This is a genomic window from Streptomyces sp. NPDC036764, from assembly GCF_055609385.1.
In genome coordinates this window covers 64,118-85,639 of the sequence record NZ_JBVJPT010000014.1, presented here as the reverse complement: position 1 = coordinate 85,639, position 21,522 = coordinate 64,118, and the positions used below count along the sequence as shown (strand labels likewise).

Here is a 21,522-nt window from a genome sequence, read left to right as displayed (position 1 = left end):
GGGGACGGGTGGACGGTCACGCCGTGCGATCGGCCGGTGTCCGCCCGTCGCCCGACCGCCGTTCCTCAACGAGGCGCTGAGCGCGGTCCCAACTGCCCGGTGAGCAGGAAGGCGACACTGCGCTCGCGCTCCGTCCAGGCCCGTGTGTCGAGTTCGACGGACTGGAGGAGGGAGCACTCGACGTCGTAGCCGTGTTCGGTGAGGCCGCGGCCGATGAGTTCGGCGTCGTCGCGGGTCGCGGCGTGCGTGACGATGCACTGCGGGCGCCGGTCGGCGACGGCGGAGACGACGGCCGCTCCCCCGCCGCCTACACGGACGACGTCCGGCTCGGGGAGGTTCTCCAGGACGTGCGGGGCGGCGCCGTGGACGATCTGGAGCTGGACCCCGAAGGCACGCGCGTTGGCCTCGGTGCGGGTGCAGGCCTGCGGGTCGCGGTCGACGGCGATGACGGCGGCGCCGGCCCGGGCGGCCTCGGTGGCGAAGGCGCCGCTGGCACAGCCGATGTCCCACACGAGGTCGCCGACGCGCGGGCCGAGCCGGGCGAGTTGGGCGGCGCGCAGCGGTTCGAGTTCGCTCTCACTCATGAGCCCGCCGTAGGACTCCGCGGGCAGCGTCCGGCCGCGCGGTCCCGCGCCCGGGTCGCGTCCGGTGATCCAGCCACCGCCTTCCGTGGCGCCGACCGGGCCGCCGATGACGATGACGACGTTCGGGTCGCGCCAGGTGTGGTCGGCGGCCTTGTCGGAGGTGACGACGGTGACCTGTTCCCGGTCGGTGCCCAGTTCCTCGCAGATCACGAAGGTTCGGTGGACGCCTTCAAGGAGCAGGCCGAGTTCGGCCGGGCCCGCGCCGGGTGAGGTGAGGACGGCGACCTTGGTGTGGGCGCGGCACACATTCACCGCGCGTCGCAGGGTGCGGGGGTGTGCGACGACCACCTGCGCGTCGTCCCACGGCATGCCGGCGCGGGCGAAGGCGGCGGCGACCGAGGAGACGCCGGGCACGACCTCGACCTCCAGGCCGAATTCGGGCGCGCGCAGGGTCCGTACGACGCCGAAGAAGCCGGGGTCGCCGTCGGCGAACACCACCGCCGTGCCTCGATGACCGGCGATGCGGCGGGCGGCGAGGGCGACGCTGCCGAGGCGGATGCGCTCGGCGTTGGGCGGCACCTCGGGGAGCGCCAGGTGGTGGGCGGCACCGGCCACGAGCGTGGCGGCGCCCAGGGCGGAGCGGGCCGCGGCGGTCAGCGGCGAGCCGTCCCAGCCGATCACCGTGACGCGGTCGGCCATCGTCGTCAGTCTCCAGGGTTTTCGCAGGTCGTCATGGGGCGTCCCGAGGGGCAGGCTCCGTGAGGGTACCTGGTCGCCGGTTCGGCACCGCTCGTGCCGGTGGGTTCGTTTTTCGTCAGTTCCACTCGCCGAAGGAGGTGAAGCCGCCGCTGTCGGCCAGTTGGTCCCCGGCGCCATCGAGGTCCTCCGGCAGCAGGCTCCACACGATGAAGTCGGTGCGTACGTCGGCCCAGGTGCCGTCGTCCGTGCGGACGTGCGCTATGCACGCGCCCCGCAGGACGCCCTCGCTGATGCAGCCGATCTTCTGGGCGACCTGCTGGGAGGCGGTGTTGTCGGCGGCCGTGCGCAGCTCGATGCGCTCGAACTTCTGGTCGGTGAACAGCCATTGGGCGGTGGCGAGAGCGGCCTCGGAGGCGTAGCCCTCGCCGCGGGCCCAGGGGGCGACGATGTACGACAACTCGGTGGCGCGCACATGCCAGTTCGTCTTCGTCAGTTGGACGACGCCGACCAGGCGCTGGGTGAGGAACTCGGTGACGGCGAGGTCGAGTCCGCGGCCGGACTCTCGCTCCGTCGGGGCGTACTCGGCGATCCAGGTGCGGGCGCCCTCCTCGGTGAAGGGCTGCGGGACGTCGGTCCAGGCGCCGACCTGTTCGTCGTTCATCATCTCGGCGAGCGCGGGCACGTCGTCCTCGTCGAGGGGACGCAGCACCAACCGCTCCGTGCTGATGGAGATGTTGGGGAAGGTGCTAGTCATGCGACGCTCCGTAACCTTCGACGAACGTTCAAGGCCTGCTGAACTGCCCAGCATGCAGCATGAAAGCACTGAACTGCACCACGGGGCCCACACCAAGTGAAGGAGTGGACCCCGTGCGTGGCGATACGCGTCAAACGCACCGTCAGATACCGGTTGACCTCTTAGAACGCCGCGACGACCGCGCCGTCGTACTTGTCCGCGATGAACTTCTTCACCTCGGGCGAGGTCAGCAGCTTGGCGAGCTTCTCGACGCGCGGGTCGTCCTCGTTGCCCTTCTTCACGGCGAGGAAGTTGCCGTAGGGGTTGTCCTTGGGCGACTCGGCGGCGAGGGCGTTCTTGGCCGGGCTGAGGTCGGCCTCGAGCGCGTAGTTGCCGTTGATGACCGCGGCGTCGACGTCGCTGAGAGAGCGCGGCAGTTGGGCCGCCTCCAGCTCCTTGAACTGAAGGTTCTTCGGGTTGGAGGCGATGTCCTTCGGGGTCGCTTCGTAGCCGACGCCCGCCTTGAGCTTGATCACGCCGTTGGCTTCGAGCAGCTTGAGCGCGCGGGCCTCGTTGGTGGTGTCGTTCGGCAGGGCGACGGTGGCGCCCTTCTTCAGGTCCGTCAGCTTCTTGACGCCCTGGGAGTACACGCCGAGCGGCTCCAGGTGCACCGTGGCGTTCGGCACGGCGACGATGTCGGTGCCGTTCTTCTTGTTGAAGTCGTCCAGGTACGGCTGGTGCTGGAAGTAGTTGGCGTCGACCTCACCCTGCTGGACGGCCGTGTTCGGCGTCACGTAGTCGGTGAACTCCTTGACCTCGAGTTCGAGGCCGGCCTTCTTCGCGAGGTTGTCCTTGATGTAGGTGAGGATCTCGCCCTGCGGGGTCGGCGTGGCGGCGACCTTCAGCGGGGCGCTCGCGTCGGAACCGGAGTCCTTGTCCGAGCCGCAGGCGGAGAGTCCGAGGGTGAGGGCTCCGGCGGCGAGGACGGCAGTGGTGATCTTGGCGGTGTTACGCACGAAAAGTGCCTTTCCTTAATGGTGGTGCAACCCCGTGGTGGTGTTACGGGGAGTTCTGGGGGTCAGACGGTCTTGCTGGTGGCCGTGGAGGCCTTCAGCAGCCGCAGCTTCGGCGCCGGGCCCGACTGGCCGCCGCGGCGGTGCAGGGAGCGGGCCGCGTAGTCGCCGGCTGACTGGATGAGGGAGATGACGACGGCGAGGATCGCGACGGTGATCCACATCAGCTCGGTCTCGAAGCGCTGGAAGCCGTAGCGGATGGCGATGTCGCCGAGGCCGCCCGCGCCGACCGTGCCGGCCATGGCCGAGTAGCCGATGAGGGCGACGATCGTGGTCGTGGTGCTGGCGATGACGGACGGCAGGGACTCGGGCACGAGAACCTTGCGCACGATGGTCCAGGTGTTGCCGCCCATCGACTGCACGGCCTCGACGAGGCCGCCGTCCACTTCGCGGACAGCCGTCTCGACCAGGCGCGCGAAGAACGGGATGGCGCCGATGGCCAGGGGCACGATGGCGGCCTCGCGGCCGATGGTCGTGCCGGTGACCCACCGCGTGAAGCTCATCAGCGCGACCATCAGGATGATGAACGGCATGGACCGGGCTACGTTCACGATCTGCCCGATGACCTTGTTCGCGAGGACGTTCTGGAGCAGGCCGCCCCGGTCCGTGAGGACCAGGAGGATGCCGAGCGGGAGACCGCCGACGACGGCGATCAGGGTGGACCAGCCGACCATGTAGAGGGTGTCCCAACACGCCTGCTCCAGCAGGGGCTGCATCTCGGCCCAGGTCACTTGGCACCTTCCTTCAGCAGAACGGGCTCCTGGCCCAGTACGTCGATCTGCAGGCCCTGTTCGCGCAGGAAGCCGATCGGCACGACGTTGTCCTCGTAGCGGCCCGGCAGTTCGATGCGCATCCGGCCGACCTGGAGGCCGCCGACGGTGTCGATGGCGGCGCCGAGGATCGAGATGTCGATGTTGTAGGTGCGCGAGAGCTGGGAGATGACCGGCTGGGTGGCGGCCTCGCCGTGGAAGGTGACGTCGACGACGGTGCGGTCGTCGCCGGATGCCTCGCCGCCCACCGGGAAGAGCGCGGAGGCGAGTTCCGAGCCGGGGGTGGCGAGCAGTTCGCTGACCGTGCCGGACTCGACGATGCGGCCGTTCTCCATCAGCGCGGCCGAGTCGCAGATCGACTTCACGACGTCCATCTCGTGGGTGATGAGCAGGACGGTCAGGCCGAGCTGCCGGTTGAGGTCGCGCAGCAGCTTGAGGATGGAGCGGGTCGTCTCCGGGTCGAGAGCGCTGGTGGCCTCGTCGGAGAGCAGCACCTTGGGGTCGCCGGCCAAGGCGCGGGCGATGCCGACGCGCTGCTTCTGGCCGCCGGAGAGCTGGGCAGGGTAGGCCCTGGCCTTGTCGGCGAGTCCGACGAGGTCGAGCAGTTCGAGCGCCTTGCGGGAGCGCTCCTTGCCCGACTGGCCGAGGATTTCGAGCGGCAGCTCGACGTTGTCCTGGACCGTCCGGGAGGACAGCAGGTTGAAGTGCTGGAAGACCATGCCGATACGGCTGCGCGCCCGGCGCAGTTCCTTGCCGGCCCGGGGACCGCGGCCCGCGAGGGCGGTGAGGTCCTGTCCGGCGACGGTCACCGTGCCGGCGGTGGGGCGCTCCAGCAGGTTGACGCAGCGGATGAGCGAGGACTTGCCGGCGCCGGACTGGCCGATGACGCCGTACACCTCGCCTTCGCGGACGTGCAGATCGACGCCGTCGAGGGCGGTGACCTCTCGGCCGCGCGAGCGGTAGACCTTGGTCAGGCCCGTTGTGGTGATCACTGGGGGTTTTCCGTCACTGTCGAGTACGCGGGCATGGGTGTGCCCCGGTACGGGAGGAAGGATGTGCGCGGGCACTGTGGTCACGTACGGCGAACGGCGTACGGACATGCCACGGCGGCTGCTTCGGGGCTCCCCCACTCTCGGCTTCGCTCGAGCGGGGGGACCCCCACGGCTCAGGGAGTGGTGCGGGGGCCCTCTAGAAGGCGCACATTCGACACATACAACGAGCACCGGGCGTCATGGTCGCCTCGGTCGCAAGGGTGCGGTCGCTCGTCGTGGTCATGCGATCAGTAAACCAGACTCACGGTCCTTACCGGCCGCCGCTGTCCGCATTCTGGACAGCGGCGGACAGCTCTCAGCCGCGGCGGAGGATCTCCACGGCGTCGGCGCTGACCAGCGCGGACAGGGCGGAGAGGTCCGGTACGACGAGGTCGGCGTCGACCTCGTGAGCCTGATGGGTTGTGGTCAACGCCACGGTGATCATGCCGGCGGCGCGTCCGGCCGCGAGACCGGCGGGGGCGTCCTCGAACACGACGCAGTCGGCCGGGTCGACGCCCAGTTCGCGGGCGGCGAGGAGGTAGGGCTCGGGGTCGGGCTTGCCGCGGGTGATGTCGTCGGCGGTGATCATCGTCTTGGGGAGGATGCCGACGGCGTCGAGCCGGGCCTCGGCGAGGCGGCGGGTGGCGGAGGTGACGACGGCCCAGCGGTCGGCGGGCAGCGAGTCGAGGAACGTCTTGGTGCCGGGCAGCAGTTGCACGCCGTCGTTCGGTACGTCCTCGACCTCCATCGTCTCGATGCGCGCGAGGGCCTCCGGCACGACGTCGGCGGGCAGCAGCTCGGCGACTATCTCGACGGCCGGACGTCCGTGCAGCTCGACCCTGCCGAACTCCTCCGTGATGCCGTAATCCTCGGCCCACCGCGCCCAGCAGCGGTCCACGGAGGCGAGGGAGGAGACGAGGGTGCCGTCGTTGTCGAACAGGAGGGCTTGTGCACGGATCTTCATGTCCCCGACCCTACGGTGCCGCCCGGGGGCGGCCTCATCAGTCCTTTTGGACCGTAATAGGCTCGCCGCATGTTTGATGCCCTGACGCTGGTGACCGGGGTCGCCGCGCTGTTGCTCGCCGCCTGGTGCGGCTGGGCGGCCTACCGTGACCAGCCGACCAAGGACTGGCACTTCATCGGGATGGCCGTGGTGACGGTGCTGGCCCTGGTGCAGCTCGTGGTCGGGATCGTGCTGCTGGCGCGGGGCGAGAAGCCGGAGCAGGGCACGACGATCTTCGTGGCGTATCTGCTGGGGGCGTTCGCGTGCGTTCCGGCCGCGGGCTTCATGTCGCTTGCCGAGCGGTCCAAGTGGGGCTCGGTGACGGTCGCGGCCGGCGGTGTGGTGCTGGCCGTGCTGGAGGTACGGCTCTATGACATCTGGGGAGGCTGAGGTGGCCGTGACCGAGGACGAGCCGACGCGGCTGATCAGCGGACCCGGGGTGCTGCTGGTGTGGCTGTACGGCGTGATGGTCGTCGGGGCCGTGTCGCGGTCGGCGTACCAGATCGCGACGGAGTTCGACCGGGCGCCGCTCGCGTACTCGCTCTCCGCAGTGGCCGGGGTGGTGTACGGGTTCATCACGTACACGCTCGTCAGGGGTGGCGAGAAGGCCCGCAGGGCGGCGCTGGTGTGCTGCGCCGCGGAGTTGCTGGGCGTGCTGACGATCGGCACGTGGACGTTGGTCGAGCCGTCGGCGTTCCCCGACGCGACCGTATGGTCGGACTACGGCATGGGGTACCTCTTCATCCCCGTACTGCTGCCCTTGTCAGCGATCTACTGGCTGCGGAAAGCACGTGCGCAGCACGGGGGTGCCGCCTGAGCTCGTCAGGCGGCCGCGGGCCCGTGGTGGCTGGTCGCGCAGTTCCCCGCGCCCCTTGGGGGCGTTGCCGTCACGCCGTTGCCGCGTACGCCCCCGCTGCCTTCTCCAGGACGATCATCGGGACGCCGTCGGCGCCCTTGGACGTGCCCACCGCCTCGTAGCCCACCTTGCGGTACAGGCGGAGGTTGCCCTCGCTGCGGTGGCCGGTCTCCAGGCGGAACCTCTTGGCGCCACGCTGCTCGGTCAGGGCCGCTTCCGCCGCGCGCAGGAGCCTCGCGCCGATGCCGTGGCCCTGGAGGCGGGGGTGGACGCAGAGCTTGCCGATGGCGGCGGCGCCTTCCGCGGTGACGCTGCCGCGCACCGAGCCGACCACCTCCTCGCCGAGCCGTGCCACGAAGACGCAGTCCGCGACCACCTCGGCCCGGACCGAGTCCAGGGTTTGAACGAGCGGGTCGATGCGGTAGTTGCCATACAGCGCCGCTTCGCTCTGGAAGCACAGGTACTGCAACCTGAAGATCTGCTCCGCGTCCTGCTCGGTCGCCGCAGAAATGGTCACGCTCATGCCCATGTGCGCACGCCTCCCGCTCACCTGATCGCCTGTCGTTCCTCACTCCTATCCCCGCGCACTGCGGGCCGCAACCTCCGGTGTCAGCAATCTGCGCAGACATCCCAGGCATCTGGAACGTTCCGGGCCGAGACTGCCCTGTGAGATACCCAACTCCCCCGCGATTTCCCGGTATGTCAGGTCGTTCGGGGAGAGGAGCGCCTCCACGAGCCGGGGGCAGCGGCCGGGCAGCCGGCGGACCGCTTCGCGCAGGGCCCGGTGGCGGGCGGCGGCGAGGGCGAGGTGTTCCGGGTCGTGGCGGTCGGAGTCGGCGGCGGGCTCGCTGTCGTAGGGCTGTTCCCTTCGTGTCGTACGGCGGCTGCGGCGGGCCTCGGAGCGAACGGCCCTGCGCAGCCAGCCCTGCGGGTCGACGGGCGGACCGTCCGAGTCGAGGCGTTCCAGGAGGCGGAGCCAGACCGCCTGTTCCAGGTCGCCCGGCTCCGCTCCGGAGGCGGGTGCCTCGGCATGGGCCTCCGCGGCGAGCAGTGGGCGCAGGGCGGCAACCAGGTCGTGCGTCATATGCGGCACGACGCGGCCGCCCGGGCAGGAGGTTGCCCGGGCGGCCGACGGTCACCCCAATCGGGGCGGGGGCCTCAGCCGTTGACGAAGTCCTCGCGGGCCAGCAGGCCCGTGTCGGGGTTGTCGGTGAAGACACCGTCGATGCCCGTCGCGAAGTACGTCTTGTAGGCGCCGAAGACGTCGCCGTAGGCGTCCGCGTCGGTGCCCTTGCGGAAGTTCGCGGGGAGGAAGGGGTTCTCGTTGCGCATCGTGTAGGGGTGCAGGATCAGGCCGACCTTGTGGGCGTCCGCCACCAGCGTGGTGGGCGTGGTGAGGTTGCCGGCGGCGTCCTTCGGGATGACCAGGTCCAGGGTGGGGCCGATGCCCTGGGCGTAGGAGGCGATCTCCCTGAGGCCGGCCGGCTTGATCAGGTCGGCGACGGTACGCGGGTCACCCGTCTCGACGAAGTCCCAGGGGCGGGTGGTCGCGCCGGAGAGCAGGACCACCAGCGGGTTGTCGATCAGCTTGTTCAGCCGCTGGATGCTGGTCGGCTCGAAGGACTGGACGATGACCGGCGAGTTCCGCCTGTCGCGGCCGTACTTGTGCAGGACCTTGGCGAGCCGCTCCTCCAGGGCGAGGCCCTGCTTGCGGAAGTAGGTGGGGTGCTTGAGCTCGGGGTAGATCCAGACCTGCTTGCCGCGCTTGCGGGTCTGCTCGTCCTGCCACCTCAGGACCTCTTCGAAGGTCGGGATCTCCCAGCGACCGTTGTAGAGGGTGTTGTGCGGGCGGTTGGCCGGGATGCGCTCGGTCGCGCGCAGGGTCTTCAGCTCGGCGAGCGTGAAGTCCTCGGTGAACCAGCCGGTGGTGGCGACGCCGTCGAGGGACTTCGTCCTCTTGCGGTCGGCGAACTCGGGGTGGTCCGCGACGTCGGTGGTGCCGCCGATCTCCGGCTCGTGCCGGCAGACGAGATGGCCGTCCTTGGTGGGCACCAGGTCGCCCGCCTCGACGATGTCGGCACCCATGTCCAGGGCGAGCTGGTAGGAGCCGAGGGTGTGCTCGGGCCGGTAGCCGCTGGCGCCGCGGTGGCCGATGATCGTCGGCTTGGGCAGGCTCTTCACTCCACCGCCGCCCCCGTGCCGGGCCTCCGCCGCCCTCGCCGTACCGGACAGCCCGAGGACCGCGCTGCCCGCGCCGAGCACAGCCGCGCCGAGAAGCATCCGCCGTCCGGTCACGGCCGTCTGCTCGTTCTCCTGGGTTCCCATGAGCGCCCTTCCTGCCTTCTCCTCATCGATGCGGGCCGATCGTAGGTGCGCGTCCATGACAGGGGGGAGACCTCGGGCGTAACTCGCGGGGGACTCCGGATGTCGCATGAGAAAGACGAGGTGACGGCGCGTCGGATTCATCGCGGAGCCGCTGGGCACCCGCACAGGGTGTCCGTGAGCGATGTCCGTCACATCATTGCTCCCGTGTTACCGACGGTCGACGGCGGGTCACCGCAGGTAAACGTACGTCAACGGCGAGTAAGACCTCGGTGAAGTCGGCCTACCCGATGTGCGGGATCCCCTGAACCGCGAGTATCGTCCTCACCTGCACAGACTTATACGAATCCCTTGACACCGGAGGGCCCGTTGTCCCGCTTCGCGCTCATCAAGGCAGTGCTCGGACCGATCATGCGCCTGATGTTCCGCCCACAGGTGGAAGGCGCGGAGCACATCCCGGGCGACGGTCCGGTCATCCTGGCCGGCAACCACCTCACGTTCATCGACTCGATGATCCTTCCGCTGGTCTGCGACCGTCAGGTCCTGTTCATCGGCAAGGACGAGTACGTCACCGGCAAGGGCTTCAAGGGCCGCCTGATGGCCTGGTTCTTCACCGGCGTCGGCATGATCCCGGTCGACCGGGACGGCGGCCGGGGCGGCGTCGCGGCGCTGATGACCGGGCGCCGGATCCTGGAGGAGGGCCAGGTCTTCGGCATCTACCCCGAAGGCACGCGCTCGCCCGACGGGCGGCTGTACCGGGGTCGCACCGGCATCGCACGCCTGACCCTGATGACCGGGGCGCCGGTCGTGCCCTTCGCCATGATCGGCACGGACAAGATCCAGCCGGGCGGGGCGGGCATGCCGCGGCCGCGCAAGGTGACGGTGCGGTTCGGTGAGGCGATGGAGTTCTCCCGGTACGAGGGCATGGACCGGGACCGCTATGTGCTGCGGGCGGTGACCGACTCCGTGATGGCGGAGGTCATGCGGCTGTCGGGGCAGGAGTACGTGGACATGTACGCGAGCAAGGCCAAGGAAGCGGCGTAGCTCCGCTGGTTCGGCCGGCCGGGGTTCGAGGGACTGCCGGCTGTCGGTCGGCTGCGGGTCCGTTGTGGCTTGTCGCGCCCACGCGGCGGAGCCGCACATCGATACAGCCCCGCGCCCCTTTGGGGCGCTGCTCAGGCGGGCCGCTCGGTGTAGCTCCGCTGGTTCGGCCGGTTCGTGGGACCGCCTGTCGTCGGTCGGCTGCGGGGCCGTCGTGGCTTGTCGCGCCCACGCGGCGGAGCCGCACATCGATACAGCCCCGCGCCCCTTTGGGGCGCCACTCGGGCGGGCCGCTCCTTCGGCGGCCCGCCGTTCGTGTGCTCCGCTACGAAGCGGCGTTCTCCAGGCGTTGGCCTCGTAGGAGGAACCATGCCGCCACCGCCGCCGCCAGCAGGACCGCCGCGCCCGCGCCTGCGGCGATCGCCAGGCCGTCCACGAATGAACTGCGGGCCGCGTCCAGCATCGCCTCGGACGTCTGCGCCGGCATGGCCGCCGCCGCCTCCACCGCGCCGCCCAGTGACTCGTGGGCCTCTGCCGGGGTGCCCGTCGGGCCGGTGAAGTCCCGGTAGACGCCGGTCACGATCGAGCCGAGCACCGCGATGCCGAGCGCCGCACCCAGCTCGTACGCCGTCTCCGACACCGCGGACGCCGCGCCCGCCTGCTCCTTCGGTACGGAGGAGAGGATCACGTCGGACGTCACCGTGAAGGAGAAGCCCGCGCCGACGCCGACGACCAGAAGGGCCGCGCCGAGCAGCGGGTAGCCCGTGGAGCCGTCGATCACCGTGAGCACGGCCAGGGCGAGGCCGATCGCCGCGAGACCGCCGGAGACCACGGCCCGAACCGAGAAGCGGCGCGCGACGCGACCGGCGATCAGACCCGCCACGACCGCGCCGATCGCGGCGGGCAGTTCGGCGAGACCCGCCTCGAACGGACCCCTGCCCTGCACGAGTTGCAGGAACTGGGAGAGGAAGAAGACCAGACCGGACAGGCCGAGGATGGTCAGCAGGTCGGCCAGGACCGCGCCGCTGAAGCCGCGCCTGCGGAACAGCCGCATGTCCAGCAGCGGGGTCGGAAGCGTGAGCTGGCGGCGTACGAAGCCGTACAGCGCGCCCGCGCCGAGCAGGCCCGTGGCGAGCGTGACCCATGTGAAGCCGTGGGAGGCCGCCTCCTTGACGGCGTACACGACGGCGATCATGCCGACGAGCGACAGGACGACGCTGATGAGGTCCCACGGGCCGGGACTCGGGTTCCGTGATTCGGGCAGCAGCTTGATGCCGACGAGGACCAGGACCACCATCACCGGCAGGTTGATCAGGAAGACCGAGCCCCACCAGAAGTGTTCGAGCAGGAACCCGCCGACGATCGGGCCGACCGCCGTACCGGCGGACGCGGTCGCGCCCCAGATGCCGATGGCGAGGCTGCGCTCACGCGGGTCGTGGAAGAGGTTGCGGATCAGGGCGAGGGTCGCCGGCATCAGGGTCGCGCCCGCGACACCGAGCAGGGCCCGGGCGACGATCATCATCTCCGGTGTCGTCGCATACGCGTTGAGCACGGATATCGCGCCGAACGCCGTGGCGCCGACGAGCAGGATCCGCTTGCGGCCGATGCGGTCGCCGAGGCTGCCCATCGAGACGAGCAGACCCGCGATCACGAAGGAGTAGACGTCGCCTATCCACAGGAGCTGGTTGCCGGAGGGCTTCAGGTCCTCGCTGATGTAGGGGGTCGCAAGGCCGAGGACGGTCGCGTCGACGGCCACCAGCAGCACGGCGAGCACGAGGACGGACAGCGCCAGCCAGCGACCGGGGCGCTTCGTCACCGCCTCGGTCGTCTCCCCCAAGCTCTCGGCTTCGCTCGAGCAGGGGGGACCCCCATGCTGCAGGGTGCTGGTCATGATTCCTCTCTCCGGATTGCGCCGCCGAGCAGCAGCTCGACGATCATGTGGGTGAAGTCGTTGCGGGCGACCCGGCCCTCGGCGACCGCCCAGGCTCCCGAACCGAGCAGGCCGTAGAGCGCCTCGGTGAGCCACAGGGGGCTGAGGTCGATGCGGAACTCGCCGCTTTGCTGGCCGCGTCGGAAGAGCGCGGCGATGCGTTCGTCGATGCGCGCCCAGCCCGCGTTCTGCTGCTCGCCCTCGAAGAGCTGGTTCTCCGTGTAGAGGAAGGCGAGCAGTCCGGCCGAGGGCTCGATCTCGCGGACCAGCCGGTGCACGGCGTCGCGTGCCGCTCCCTCGTCCAGGCGGGCGGCGTCCAGCGCGGCCTCGCACTCGGCGATGCCCAGCGACTCCAGCGCCCGCACCAGCGCGTCGCGCCCGGCGAACTGCCGGTGCAGGGTGGCGCGGCTGATCCCGGCGGCCTTGGCGACCTCGTCCATGGTCGCGGTGGCTTTGCGGGTCAGCAGGGCTGCGGCGGTGCGCAGCACGTGATCACGATCGACGGCCATGAGACAAGAGTAGCCCATGTGAGACACAGTTGTCTCACATAGGGCATGCGTGACTCATAGTCGCTGATCAGCGGGGTTCCCCGTCAGTGCCAGGGCAACTGCCCGCGCCGCTCCCAGTACGCGCCCGGCTCCTCGACCAGGGCGTCGAGCCGCTCCAACTGGGCCTCGTCGAGGTCCACGGCGGCGGCGTGCAGGTTGGAGGAGAGCTGAACGGTCGTCGCGGCTCCGGAGAGGACCACGCCGGCCCACGGCTGTCGCAGGATCAGGGCGAGGGCGACGGCGTCACAGCCCAGAGAGGTCTCCCGCGCCACGGCCTTGAGCGCGTCCGGTGCGTACGGGTCCGCGAGCCTTCCGTTGGCCATGCCCTCCTTGACGATCACGGTGAGCCCGGCCTCGTGCGCCTCGGCGAGCGCGGGGGCGGCCGAGGTCTCCAGGGCGTTGTACGTCGACTGGACGGTACGGAAGAGGGGCTCGCCGTCGACGGTCACCGCGAGGGCGGCGCGGATGGCGTCGGCCTGGGCGGGACCGCTGGTGGAGAAACCGACGGTGAGGCCGCCGGCGGCCGCTTCGGCGAGCCTCGCGTGCAGGTCCTTGTCGGTGAGGGCGGGGCTGTCAGGGGTCACCGAATGGATCTGGTAGAGGTCGAGCCGGTCGCCGAGGAGTGCGTCGGACTCGGCGCGCTGCCGCTCGTAGGTCTGCAGGCTGTGGTCCTTGACCTCGTGCTTGTCGGCGTCGGTCGTCCAGTCGGCGGTGTAGGTGTAGCCCCATTTGCTGCCCACGACGATGTCGTCGAACGCGGGGCGGGCGCGCAGCCAGTCGGCGAGGAACTCCTCCGAGCGGCCGTAGGAGCGGGCGGCGTCGAAGTAGCGGACGCCCTGGGCGTACGCGGCGTCGAGGAGTTCGTGGGTGCGGGTGCGCAGCGTTTCGACGCTGCGGTTCTCTCCGAGGTCGGCGTCTCGGCCGAGGTTGATGTAGCCGGGGCGGCCGACTGCGGCGAGGCCGAGTCCGATGTGGCAGGTCGGGGTCGTTGCTGTTGCCAGTCGGGCGAAGGGCATCGCGGGCTCCGTTCGGTCGGCTGCCTTGCGGCTTTGCGACCAACGTAACCCGCGACGGCCTTCGCCTCAGAGCCCGGTCCGTGCGTTGGTTCGGCGGCTGCGGGTTGCGGTGCGGCTCGTCGCGCGGTTCCCCGCGCCCCTTCAGGGCGCGGGTCCCAAGGGCGCTGGATCAGATCTGCTTCTTGGCGTTGGCCCAAGCGTGCTGCAGCGCCACGTCCTGCTTCACCTCGGCCAGTTGGACCGCCACCGCGCTCGGGGCCGTGCCGCCACGGCCGTTCCGGGAGGCCAGGGCACCCGGCACGTTCAGCACCGAACGCACCTCCGGCGTCAGATGGGCCGAGATCTTCGCGAACTCCTCGTCCGTCAGCCCGTCCAGTTCCTTGCCCTGCGCCTCGGCGACCTTCACGCACTCGCCGGCGACCTCGTGCGCGACGCGGAACGGGACGCCCTGCTTGACCAGCCACTCGGCGATGTCGGTGGCCAGGGAGAAGCCGGCCGGGGCCAGTTCCTCCATGCGCTCGCGGTTGACCGTGAGGGTCGCCATCATGCCGGTGAAGGCGGGGAGCAGGACCTCGAGCTGGTCGCAGGAGTCGAAGACCGGCTCCTTGTCCTCCTGGAGGTCACGGTTGTAGGCGAGGGGCAGCGCCTTGAGCGTGGCCATGAGGCCCGTCAGATTGCCGATCAGACGGCCGGACTTGCCGCGCGCCAGTTCGGCGATGTCCGGGTTCTTCTTCTGCGGCATGATCGACGAGCCCGTGGAGAACGCGTCGTGCAGGGTCACGAAGGAGAACTCCTTCGTGTTCCAGATGATGACCTCCTCGGCGATCCGGGAGAGGTTCACCCCGATCATCGCGGTGATGAAGGCGAACTCGGCGACGAAGTCACGGGAGGCCGTGCCGTCGATCGAGTTGGCGGCCGACCCGTGCTCGAAGCCGAGGTCCTTCGCCACCGCCTCCGGGTCCAGGCCGAGCGAGGAGCCCGCAAGGGCACCCGAGCCGTACGGCGAGACGGCCGTGCGCTCGTCCCACTGGCGCAGCCGCTCGGCGTCCCGGGACAGCGACTGCACGTGCGCCAGGACGTGGTGGGCGAAGAGCACCGGCTGGGCGTGCTGGAGGTGGGTGCGGCCGGGCATGGCCACGTCCGGGTGAGCCTCCGCGAGGCCGACGAGCGCGTCCTGGAGGTCGGCGATCAGGCCGCCGACGATGCGGGCGTGGTCCCGGAGGTACATCCGGAACAGGGTCGCGACCTGGTCGTTGCGGGAACGGCCCGCGCGCAGCTTGCCGCCCAGGTCCGGGCCGAGGCGCTCCAGCAGGCCCCGCTCCAGGGCGGTGTGGACGTCCTCGTCGGCGATCGTGCCGACGAACTCGCCCGACGCCACGTCCGCTTCGAGACGGTCGAGGCCCGCGATCATCCGGGTCAGCTCGTCCTGGGTGAGCAGCCCCGCCTTGTGCAGCACGCGCGCGTGGGCGCGGGAACCGGCGATGTCGTAGGGCGCCAGCCGCCAGTCGAAGTGGACGGACGCGGACAGCTTGGCCAGGGCCTCGGCGGGACCGTCGGCGAAACGGCCGCCCCAGAGCCGTACGTCACCGCTGTTGCTGCTCACTCGCTGCGCTCCTCGGGAGGTCTGGGTGTGGCACCGCCTCCCCGTGGCGTGAACGGGGAGGCGGTCGTCAGGCTAGTGCGCCCTCACTCAGCTCACATGCATTGACCTGCATGAGTATGCAGAGCGCTGCATGATTCGTCAATTCGGGTCTGGCGCGGCGGAAATTTCAGTGCGCTCTTTGAACACGAGAAACCGCTTACCCGTACTTCACGCCGGACGCAGGCGCCGCGTTCGTAAACGACGACACCTCGAACCCGAGTGAGGAATCCGCATGTCCAGGGCTCTTCCGAAGTACAACAAGCGTCGCGTCACGTTCATCGGTGGCGCCGCCGCTGTGGCGCTGTCCGGCACGGTGATCGCCGGGTTCGCCCTCGCCGGGGAGACGACGGCGCCTTCGAAGAGCGGCGGCGCCAACGCCCGCACGCTCGCCGGACCCGGCACCATCTCCTGCCCGGACGTGAGGTCGAAGCTCCCTGCGGTCCCCGCGACCGCGAAGGCCGAGATCGACCGCAACCTCGCGCTGCTCGACACCCAGATCCAGGAGGCCAACAAGCGGCTGGTCGACACCGTGGGCCAGGGCGGCCCGAACTTCGTCCAGAACGCCATCCTCGGCCCCCTCAAGGACAAGCGAGTGGCGACGGTCAACCGCATGGCGACGGCCATCGGCCGCACGGCCGCCAGACCGCAGGGCCTCGAAGCGCTGGCACCGTGCACCCTCAACGCGGGCGGCAACGCCGGCGCGGCGACCCCGAAGGCGACTCCGGGAAAGCAGACCGGCGGCAACACCGGGAACACCGGAAGCAACGGGAACACGGGCAACACCAACGCCGCCGGCACCATCTCCTGCCCGGACGTGAGGTCGAAGCTCCCGGCTGTCCCCGCGACCGCGAAGGCCGAGGTCGACCGCAACCTCGCGCTGCTCAACACCCAGATACAGGAGGCCAACAAGCGACTCGCCTCCTCGGTCGGCCAGGGCGGCCCGAACTTCGTCCAGAACGCCATCCTCGGCCCCCTGAAGGACAAGCGAGCGTCCACGATCGACCGCATCGCCATCTCCATCGGCCGTACGGCGGCGAAGCCGCAGGGCCTGAACTCCCTGGCCGCCTGCACGCTCACCAAGTGACGTGACAGGCGCTGTGGCCGCCCCGCTGCACGCCGGCCGGGGCGGCCACGGACGCGTCAACCGGACCCCGTAATTCCTTAGACAGGCGAACGATCTCCGTCCATACTCGGTGGACGTGGGAAAAACTCATGACCGCATAGACGGCAGGCTCCGCACGTTCATCGAAGAGCAGCCGCTCTTCTTCACCGCGACCGCTCCGCTGTCCGCGGACGGCACGGTCAACCTCTCCCCCAAGGGCCTCAAGGGCTCCTTCGTCATCCTCGACGAACTCACGCTGGCCTACCTCGACTTCGCCGGCTCCAACGCCGAGACCATCGCCCATCTGCGGGAGAACGGCCGCATCACCCTCATGTGGTGCGCCTTCCAGGGCCCGCCCAACATCGTGCGGGTGCACGGCCGCGGTGAGGCGGTCTTCCGGGACGACCCGCGGTTCAGGGAACTGCTCGGGCACTTCCCCGACATCGACCCGTCCCTGCACGGCCTGCGCGCGATCGTCCTGGTGCGGGCCGAGCACATTCGCGACTCCTGCGGATACGCGGTCCCCCTGATGACGTACGACGAGGACCGCGACCTGCACGGCAAGCGGTTCGCCCGGGAGGACGACGACTCCCTCAGCGCGTACTTCGCCAAGAAGGAGTACATCGCGAGCAGCCTGGACGGCCTACCCGGGCTGCCGTTGCCGCTGCCTCCGTCTAGCGTCTGAGCCATGCGCCCAGGTGTCGTCGCCCTCGCTTCCGCGTCCCTCCTCGTGCTCGGCGCCGCACCGGGCCAGGGGCCGCCGCGGCCGCTGCCCGCGCGCATGGCCGACACCGGCGGCGGCACCCAGCTCATCACCGCCGTCGCGCCCGGGTCCGGCTCGACGTCGGGGAGGGTCACCTGGTGGAGCCGGGTCGACGGGCGCTGGGTGAAGAACGGCTCGGCGTCGGCCCGGTTCGGGGCGAAGGGGCTCGTCGCAGGGAAGAAGCGCAGGCAGGGCACGAACACGACGCCGACGGGGCTGTACGGGCTGCCGTACGCCTTCGGGATCGACAAGGCGCCGCGCGGGACGGCGTACCGGTACCGCCGCGTGCACAAGGGCTCCTGGTGGTGCCAGGACAACGGCTCCCGCGCCTACAACCGGTGGAGCGAGCCGCGGGCCCGTGACTGCCGGGCCGCCGAGTCCGAGCACCTCGTCTCGTACGGGGCGCTGTACGCGCACGCGCTCGTCATCGGCTTCAACTACGACCGTCCCGTGAAGGGGCGTGGCGCCGGGATCTTCCTCCACGTGAAGGGGCGCGGGGCGACGGCCGGTTGTGTGTCGGTGTCGCGGGACGCGATGCGCCGGATCCTCAAGTGGGCCGAGCCCAAGCGCAGACCGCACATCGCGATCGGCACGGCGAGCGGCGCCACGGCGATCACCCGGTACTGACCCGGCACCGAACAGCCACCACTGAACACACGGACCTCCCCGCACGTATCTCTGGGCCAAGGGACCACGCCACCCCCCTTGCTCCCGTTCCCGGAGGAACCGTGACCACCACGATCGCGGGCGGCCGTGCCGCCCGACGCCAGACGATGCGCCGCATCCGACCGCGCCGCTCCCCGGCCGTTCCGCTGGTGATCGCCCTATGGGCGGGCGCTGCGGCAGTGCTGTGGCTGTGGTGGGACAACACCCCGTCCCTGGCGGACAACACCGCCAAGATCATCGCCGCGGGCCGGATCACCGGGCTGCTCGCCGGCTACCTGATGGCACTCGTGGTGCTCCAGATGGCGCGGGTGCCCGCGCTGGAGCGGCGGGTCGGCTCGGACCGGGTCGCGCGCTGGCACGCGATGAGCGGCCGGTACACGGTGTGCCTGGTCATCGCGCACGTCTTCCTGATCATGTGGGGCTACGCGCTCCAGGCCGGCAAGACGCTCGGCGGCATCGTCCAGCAGACGATCGACTCGGTCAACACACTGCCGGACATGGGCAAGGCGGCCATCGGCACCGGGCTGCTGTTCTTCATCGCGTTCATCTCGATCGGGGGCATCCGCCGCCGGATCCCGTACGACACCTGGTACCACGTGCACCTGCTGACGTACGCCGCGGTGTTCCTGACGTTCTGGCACCAGATCACCACCGGCAACGAGTTCGCCGTCGAGCCCACCGCGAAGACCTTCTGGTACGGGCTGTACGGGGCGGTGACCGCGGCCGTCCTCTGGTACCGGGTCATCACCCCGATCCGCCTGAACCTGCGGCACCGGATGTATGTCGAGGCGGTCATCGAGGAGACGCCGGGCATCGTGTCGGTGCTGATCGGGGGGCGCAAGCTGCACCGGATGGGCGCGGAGGCCGGGCAGTTCTTCCGCTGGCGGTTCAAGGCGCCGGGCATGCGGTTCAGCTCCCACCCGTACTCCCTGTCGGCGGCGCCCCGCCCCGACATGCTGCGGATCACGGTCAAGGCGATCGGCGACCACACCTCCCGGCTGCGCGACCTGAGGCCCGGCACCAAGGTGTGGGCCGAGGGGCCCTACGGCGCCATGACCGCCCAGCGTCGCAGCCGGGGCAAGGTGCTGCTGGTGGCGGGCGGCGTCGGCATCACGCCGATGCGGGCCCTGTTCGAGACGCTGCCGGGCGCGTCCGGTGACATCACGCTGCTCTACCGGGCCAACAGCACGCAGGACCTGGCGCTGTGGGACGAGCTGGCGAAGATCGCCGACGAGCGCGGCGCCCGGCTGATGTACGCGGTCAACAGCCCGGACGGCGAGCGGCCCGACATCTCGGCGGAGCGGTTGCAGCAGAAACTCCCCGACATCGACAAGCACGACGTGTTCATGTGCGGGCCGGCCGGCTTCGCACAGTCCGTCTACGAAGCACTGCGCGACGCGGGCGTGCCTGCCCGCCGCATCCATCACGAGTCGTTCGAGATGTGAGCGACGGGACTTCAAGACTTCAGGAGCTGTAGAAGCCATGAGGAAGAGTCACCCCATCCGGCGGGTCGTGCTGGCCGGTGCGGCCACCGTGTCCGGGATCGTGCTGCTGTTGTCGCTGAAACCGGCGTCCGACCCGGGTTCCGCGCAGGCGGCGGGCGTCGGCGCACCGCCGGCGGCCTCGGCCCAGGGCGGCGCCGAGGCGGCCGGGTCCGGCACCGTCACCGGTGACGCGGCGCAGACCCAGTACGGCGCCGTGCAGGTACGGCTGACCGTGAGCAACGGGAAGATCACCCAGGCGGCGGCCGTGCAGGCGCCCAAGGGCGGCCAGAGCGACCAGGTCACCGCGAACGCCGTGCCCAAGCTCAACCAGGCGGCGGTCGCCGAGCAGAGCGCGGACATCGACGCGGTGTCCGGGGCGACGTACACCAGCGCCGGCTACAAGAAGTCCCTCCAGTCGGCGATCGACAAGGCGAAGGCGAGCGGCGGCTCTTCACAGGGATCGGGTTCGCAGGGGTCCGGCTCTCAAGGATCCGGTTCGCAGGGTTCGGGTGCCGCACAGGCCAAGACCGTGACCGGCAGCGTCGCGCAGACCCAGTACGGCCCGGTCCAGGTCCGGATCACGGTCAGCGGCGGGAAGATCACCAAGGCCGAGGCGGTCCAGACGCCCAAGGGCGGCCAGAGCGACCAGGTCACCGCGAACGCCGTGCCCAAGCTCAACCAGGCGGCCGTGGCGGCCGGCAGCGCCGACATCGACGCGGTCTCCGGGGCCACGTACACCAGCGCCGGCTACAAGGAGTCGCTCCAGTCGGCTCTGGACCAGGCCGGTGGCTGACACGGTGGCGGAACCGACGCAAGCTCCCGTCGCGGTACGCCGGGCGGAGGAGGTCATGGGGACGGTCTTCTCCTTCGACGTCCGCGGCGGGGATTCCGGCGCCGTGCAGTCGGCGCTGGAAGAGGCGGTCGCGGGGCTGCACCAGGTCGACGAGGTGTTCAGCACGTACCGCGACGACAGCCAGATCTGCCGGCTGGCGCGCGGCGAGGTGACCATCGACGAGTGCGACCCGATGGTGACCGAGGTCCTCGACTTGGGTGCCGAGGCGGAGCGGCTCAGCGAGGGCTGGTTCAGCACGACCTACGAGGGCCGCTTCGACCCGACCGGCATCGTCAAGGGCTGGTCGGTCGAACGGGCGGCGCGTCGCCTGGCGGACGTCCCCGGTGTGACCGGCGTCAGCGTCAACGGCGGCGGCGACGTCCAGCTCCTGGGCGCTCCGGAGTCCCAACGCCCCTGGCGCGTGGGCGTGTCCGACCCCCTGCGCCCCGGCGGCCTGGCGGCCGTGATCTCCGCCGCCGGCCTCACCGAACTGGCGGTGGCCACCTCCGGCACGGCGGAACGCGGCGCCCACATCGTCGACCCGCGCACGGGCCGCTCCGCGGTGACCGACCTGGTGGCCGTGACCGTGGTGGCCCCGCAGCTCACCTGGGCGGACTGCTGGGCTACGGCGGCCTTCGCCATGGGCTCGCGGGACGCCTTGACGTGGCTGGAGTCGCTGCCCGACGTGGAGGCGTTGCTGATCACTGCGGGCGATGAGGTGCGGTGTACGGGGGGCCTGGCTGCTCGACTCGGGTGAGTGGGCCCACCCAGGGGCGCGGGGCTGTATTTGATCTGCGGCTGCCGCCGCGCGGGCGCGACCGGCCACGAACCACCCGCGGTCGGCGGCGCACCCGCCACCACCCCCCCTCAGTGGCCGTTCTGAGCCAGCCTCAACAAATGGTCGGCGAGAGCCTGACCCCCCGTGGGGTTCCGGCTGATCAACAGCAACGTGTCGTCACCGGCGATCGTGCCCAGGATGTCGTGCAGCTCGGCCTGGTCGATGGCCGAGGCCAGGAACTGCGCGGCCCCCGGAGGGGTACGCAGGACCACGAGATTGGCCGAAGCCTCCGCCGAGATCAGCAGCTCCTGTGACAGCCGCCGCATCCGCTCTTCCTTCGCCGACTCCCCCAGCGGCGCCCGAGGGGTCCGGAAACCCCCCTCGCTCGGCACCGCGTAGATGAGGTCACCGTCGTTGTTGCGGATCTTGACCGCGTTCAGCTCGTCCAGATCCCGGGAGAGCGTCGCCTGCGTGACGCTCAGCCCGTCGTCGGCGAGCAGCTTCGCGAGCTGACTCTGCGACCGCACCGGCTGCCGGTTGAGGATGTCCACGATCCGGCGGTGACGCGCGGTGCGGGTCTGCGGCACGGAAGCCCCGGCGGCCCCGTTGTGCTCGTGCTCCTGCGCCTGACTCATCGTCGTCCCATTCT

General features: G+C 70.4%; 23 protein-coding genes. 9 read left to right on the top strand and 14 right to left on the bottom strand.

The window, feature by feature from the left end; all coding sequences use genetic code 11:
* Positions 1–65: 65 nt before the first annotated feature.
* The 6 genes from cbiE to ACZ69Q_RS36075 all read right to left on the bottom strand — a co-directional run bounded on the left by cbiE (position 66) and on the right by ACZ69Q_RS36075 (position 5,854).
* Positions 66–1,283 (bottom strand): precorrin-6y C5,15-methyltransferase (decarboxylating) subunit CbiE, encoded by a 1,218-nt coding sequence (gene cbiE, locus ACZ69Q_RS36100; protein WP_471050478.1) that lies wholly within the window; start codon positions 1,281–1,283, stop codon positions 66–68.
* Positions 1,284–1,398: 115 nt separating this feature from the next.
* Positions 1,399–2,037, bottom strand: a complete 639-nt coding sequence (locus ACZ69Q_RS36095) for a GNAT family N-acetyltransferase (RefSeq protein ID WP_471050476.1) — start codon at positions 2,035–2,037, stop codon at positions 1,399–1,401.
* Positions 2,038–2,198: 161 nt separating this feature from the next.
* Complete coding sequence (locus ACZ69Q_RS36090) at positions 2,199–3,032, bottom strand: MetQ/NlpA family ABC transporter substrate-binding protein (RefSeq protein WP_471050473.1); 834 nt, start codon at positions 3,030–3,032, stop codon at positions 2,199–2,201.
* Positions 3,033–3,094: 62 nt separating this feature from the next.
* Complete coding sequence (locus tag ACZ69Q_RS36085) at positions 3,095–3,820, bottom strand: methionine ABC transporter permease (RefSeq protein ID WP_471050471.1); 726 nt, start codon at positions 3,818–3,820, stop codon at positions 3,095–3,097.
* Entirely contained in the window at positions 3,817–4,851 is a 1,035-nt protein-coding gene (locus tag ACZ69Q_RS36080) for a methionine ABC transporter ATP-binding protein (protein WP_471050469.1), read from the bottom strand. The genes ACZ69Q_RS36085 and ACZ69Q_RS36080 overlap by 4 nt, the downstream gene beginning before the upstream one ends.
* Positions 4,852–5,206: 355 nt before the next feature.
* Positions 5,207–5,854: an HAD family hydrolase gene (locus ACZ69Q_RS36075; protein WP_471050467.1), complete on the bottom strand. Its 648-nt coding sequence runs from the start codon at positions 5,852–5,854 to the stop codon at positions 5,207–5,209.
* Between the two features lie 69 nt (positions 5,855–5,923).
* On the opposite strand from ACZ69Q_RS36075, the gene ACZ69Q_RS36070 reads away from it, so the two are divergent.
* Entirely contained in the window at positions 5,924–6,283 is a 360-nt protein-coding gene (locus tag ACZ69Q_RS36070) for a hypothetical protein (RefSeq protein WP_471050466.1), read from the top strand.
* Positions 6,264–6,710 (top strand): hypothetical protein, encoded by a 447-nt coding sequence (locus ACZ69Q_RS36065; RefSeq protein ID WP_471050465.1) that lies wholly within the window; start codon positions 6,264–6,266, stop codon positions 6,708–6,710. Before ACZ69Q_RS36070 ends, ACZ69Q_RS36065 begins: the two co-directional genes overlap by 20 nt.
* 70 nt (positions 6,711–6,780) lie before the next feature.
* On the opposite strand, the gene ACZ69Q_RS36060 is transcribed toward ACZ69Q_RS36065, so the two are convergent.
* The 3 genes from ACZ69Q_RS36060 to ACZ69Q_RS36050 form a co-directional block, all read right to left on the bottom strand.
* Positions 6,781–7,278, bottom strand: coding sequence for a GNAT family N-acetyltransferase (locus ACZ69Q_RS36060; RefSeq protein ID WP_471050463.1), 498 nt, complete (start codon positions 7,276–7,278; stop codon positions 6,781–6,783).
* A 45-nt stretch (positions 7,279–7,323) separates the two neighbouring features.
* Positions 7,324–7,833: an RNA polymerase sigma factor gene (locus ACZ69Q_RS36055; RefSeq protein WP_471050461.1), complete on the bottom strand. Its 510-nt coding sequence runs from the start codon at positions 7,831–7,833 to the stop codon at positions 7,324–7,326.
* 74 nt (positions 7,834–7,907) lie between these two features.
* Entirely contained in the window at positions 7,908–9,074 is a 1,167-nt protein-coding gene (locus ACZ69Q_RS36050; RefSeq protein ID WP_471050459.1) for a glycerophosphodiester phosphodiesterase, read from the bottom strand.
* Between the two features lie 366 nt (positions 9,075–9,440).
* On the opposite strand from ACZ69Q_RS36050, the gene ACZ69Q_RS36045 reads away from it, so the two are divergent.
* The gene (locus ACZ69Q_RS36045; RefSeq protein WP_346182974.1) at positions 9,441–10,115 is read left to right on the top strand and encodes a lysophospholipid acyltransferase family protein; all 675 of its coding nucleotides are present in this window, start codon (positions 9,441–9,443) and stop codon (positions 10,113–10,115) included.
* A gap of 322 nt (positions 10,116–10,437) precedes the next feature.
* Here ACZ69Q_RS36045 and ACZ69Q_RS36040 read toward each other — a convergent pair whose 3' ends face one another.
* The 4 genes from ACZ69Q_RS36040 to argH all read right to left on the bottom strand — a co-directional run bounded on the left by ACZ69Q_RS36040 (position 10,438) and on the right by argH (position 15,209).
* Positions 10,438–12,003, bottom strand: coding sequence for an MFS transporter (locus tag ACZ69Q_RS36040; protein WP_471050456.1), 1,566 nt, complete (start codon positions 12,001–12,003; stop codon positions 10,438–10,440).
* Positions 12,000–12,551 (bottom strand): TetR/AcrR family transcriptional regulator, encoded by a 552-nt coding sequence (locus tag ACZ69Q_RS36035; protein WP_471050453.1) that lies wholly within the window; start codon positions 12,549–12,551, stop codon positions 12,000–12,002. Before ACZ69Q_RS36035 ends, ACZ69Q_RS36040 begins: the two co-directional genes overlap by 4 nt.
* Positions 12,552–12,634: 83 nt before the next feature.
* The gene (locus ACZ69Q_RS36030; RefSeq protein WP_471050451.1) at positions 12,635–13,606 is read right to left on the bottom strand and encodes an aldo/keto reductase; all 972 of its coding nucleotides are present in this window, start codon (positions 13,604–13,606) and stop codon (positions 12,635–12,637) included.
* A gap of 169 nt (positions 13,607–13,775) precedes the next feature.
* Complete coding sequence (gene argH / locus ACZ69Q_RS36025; protein WP_471050448.1) at positions 13,776–15,209, bottom strand: argininosuccinate lyase; 1,434 nt, start codon at positions 15,207–15,209, stop codon at positions 13,776–13,778.
* Positions 15,210–15,480: 271 nt separating this feature from the next.
* On the opposite strand from argH, the gene ACZ69Q_RS36020 reads away from it, so the two are divergent.
* The 6 genes from ACZ69Q_RS36020 to ACZ69Q_RS35995 all read left to right on the top strand — a co-directional run bounded on the left by ACZ69Q_RS36020 (position 15,481) and on the right by ACZ69Q_RS35995 (position 20,852).
* Positions 15,481–16,332, top strand: coding sequence for a hypothetical protein (locus ACZ69Q_RS36020; RefSeq protein ID WP_471050445.1), 852 nt, complete (start codon positions 15,481–15,483; stop codon positions 16,330–16,332).
* A gap of 115 nt (positions 16,333–16,447) precedes the next feature.
* Positions 16,448–17,035 carry a pyridoxamine 5'-phosphate oxidase family protein gene (locus ACZ69Q_RS36015; protein ID WP_471050443.1) on the top strand — a complete coding sequence of 196 codons (588 nt, stop codon included), beginning with the start codon at positions 16,448–16,450 and terminating at the stop codon, positions 17,033–17,035.
* Positions 17,036–17,038: 3 nt separating this feature from the next.
* Entirely contained in the window at positions 17,039–17,740 is a 702-nt protein-coding gene (locus tag ACZ69Q_RS36010; RefSeq protein ID WP_471050441.1) for a L,D-transpeptidase family protein, read from the top strand.
* A 101-nt stretch (positions 17,741–17,841) separates the two neighbouring features.
* The gene (locus tag ACZ69Q_RS36005) at positions 17,842–19,224 is read left to right on the top strand and encodes a ferredoxin reductase family protein (protein ID WP_471050438.1); all 1,383 of its coding nucleotides are present in this window, start codon (positions 17,842–17,844) and stop codon (positions 19,222–19,224) included.
* A gap of 37 nt (positions 19,225–19,261) precedes the next feature.
* The gene (locus ACZ69Q_RS36000; RefSeq protein WP_471050435.1) at positions 19,262–20,056 is read left to right on the top strand and encodes an FMN-binding protein; all 795 of its coding nucleotides are present in this window, start codon (positions 19,262–19,264) and stop codon (positions 20,054–20,056) included.
* Positions 20,049–20,852, top strand: coding sequence for an FAD:protein FMN transferase (locus tag ACZ69Q_RS35995; protein WP_471050432.1), 804 nt, complete (start codon positions 20,049–20,051; stop codon positions 20,850–20,852). Before ACZ69Q_RS36000 ends, ACZ69Q_RS35995 begins: the two co-directional genes overlap by 8 nt.
* A gap of 110 nt (positions 20,853–20,962) precedes the next feature.
* Here the strand turns inward: ACZ69Q_RS35995 and ACZ69Q_RS35990 are convergent, their stop codons facing one another.
* Positions 20,963–21,508: an arginine repressor gene (locus ACZ69Q_RS35990; RefSeq protein ID WP_405579542.1), complete on the bottom strand. Its 546-nt coding sequence runs from the start codon at positions 21,506–21,508 to the stop codon at positions 20,963–20,965.
* Positions 21,509–21,522: the final 14 nt, after the last annotated feature.

Bases quoted from the DNA above. Each gene is read 5' to 3' on its own strand.
- ACZ69Q_RS36020 (WP_471050445.1), top strand. From the start codon at position 15,481: ATGTCCAGGGCTCTTCCGAAGTACAACAAGCGTCGCGTCACGTTCATC.
- ACZ69Q_RS36030 (WP_471050451.1), bottom strand. From the start codon at position 13,606: ATGCCCTTCGCCCGACTGGCAACAGCAACGACCCCGACCTGCCACATC.
- ACZ69Q_RS36065 (WP_471050465.1), top strand. From the start codon at position 6,264: ATGACATCTGGGGAGGCTGAGGTGGCCGTGACCGAGGACGAGCCGACG.
- ACZ69Q_RS36075 (WP_471050467.1), bottom strand. From the start codon at position 5,854: ATGAAGATCCGTGCACAAGCCCTCCTGTTCGACAACGACGGCACCCTC.
- ACZ69Q_RS36010 (WP_471050441.1), top strand. From the start codon at position 17,039: ATGCGCCCAGGTGTCGTCGCCCTCGCTTCCGCGTCCCTCCTCGTGCTC.
- ACZ69Q_RS36035 (WP_471050453.1), bottom strand. From the start codon at position 12,551: ATGGCCGTCGATCGTGATCACGTGCTGCGCACCGCCGCAGCCCTGCTG.
- cbiE (WP_471050478.1), bottom strand. From the start codon at position 1,283: ATGGCCGACCGCGTCACGGTGATCGGCTGGGACGGCTCGCCGCTGACC.
- ACZ69Q_RS36055 (WP_471050461.1), bottom strand. From the start codon at position 7,833: ATGACGCACGACCTGGTTGCCGCCCTGCGCCCACTGCTCGCCGCGGAG.
- ACZ69Q_RS36095 (WP_471050476.1), bottom strand. From the start codon at position 2,037: ATGACTAGCACCTTCCCCAACATCTCCATCAGCACGGAGCGGTTGGTG.
- ACZ69Q_RS36060 (WP_471050463.1), bottom strand. From the start codon at position 7,278: ATGGGCATGAGCGTGACCATTTCTGCGGCGACCGAGCAGGACGCGGAG.
- ACZ69Q_RS36040 (WP_471050456.1), bottom strand. From the start codon at position 12,003: ATGACCAGCACCCTGCAGCATGGGGGTCCCCCCTGCTCGAGCGAAGCC.
- ACZ69Q_RS35990 (WP_405579542.1), bottom strand. From the start codon at position 21,508: ATGAGTCAGGCGCAGGAGCACGAGCACAACGGGGCCGCCGGGGCTTCC.
- ACZ69Q_RS36070 (WP_471050466.1), top strand. From the start codon at position 5,924: ATGTTTGATGCCCTGACGCTGGTGACCGGGGTCGCCGCGCTGTTGCTC.
- ACZ69Q_RS36050 (WP_471050459.1), bottom strand. From the start codon at position 9,074: ATGGGAACCCAGGAGAACGAGCAGACGGCCGTGACCGGACGGCGGATG.
- ACZ69Q_RS36000 (WP_471050435.1), top strand. From the start codon at position 19,262: ATGAGGAAGAGTCACCCCATCCGGCGGGTCGTGCTGGCCGGTGCGGCC.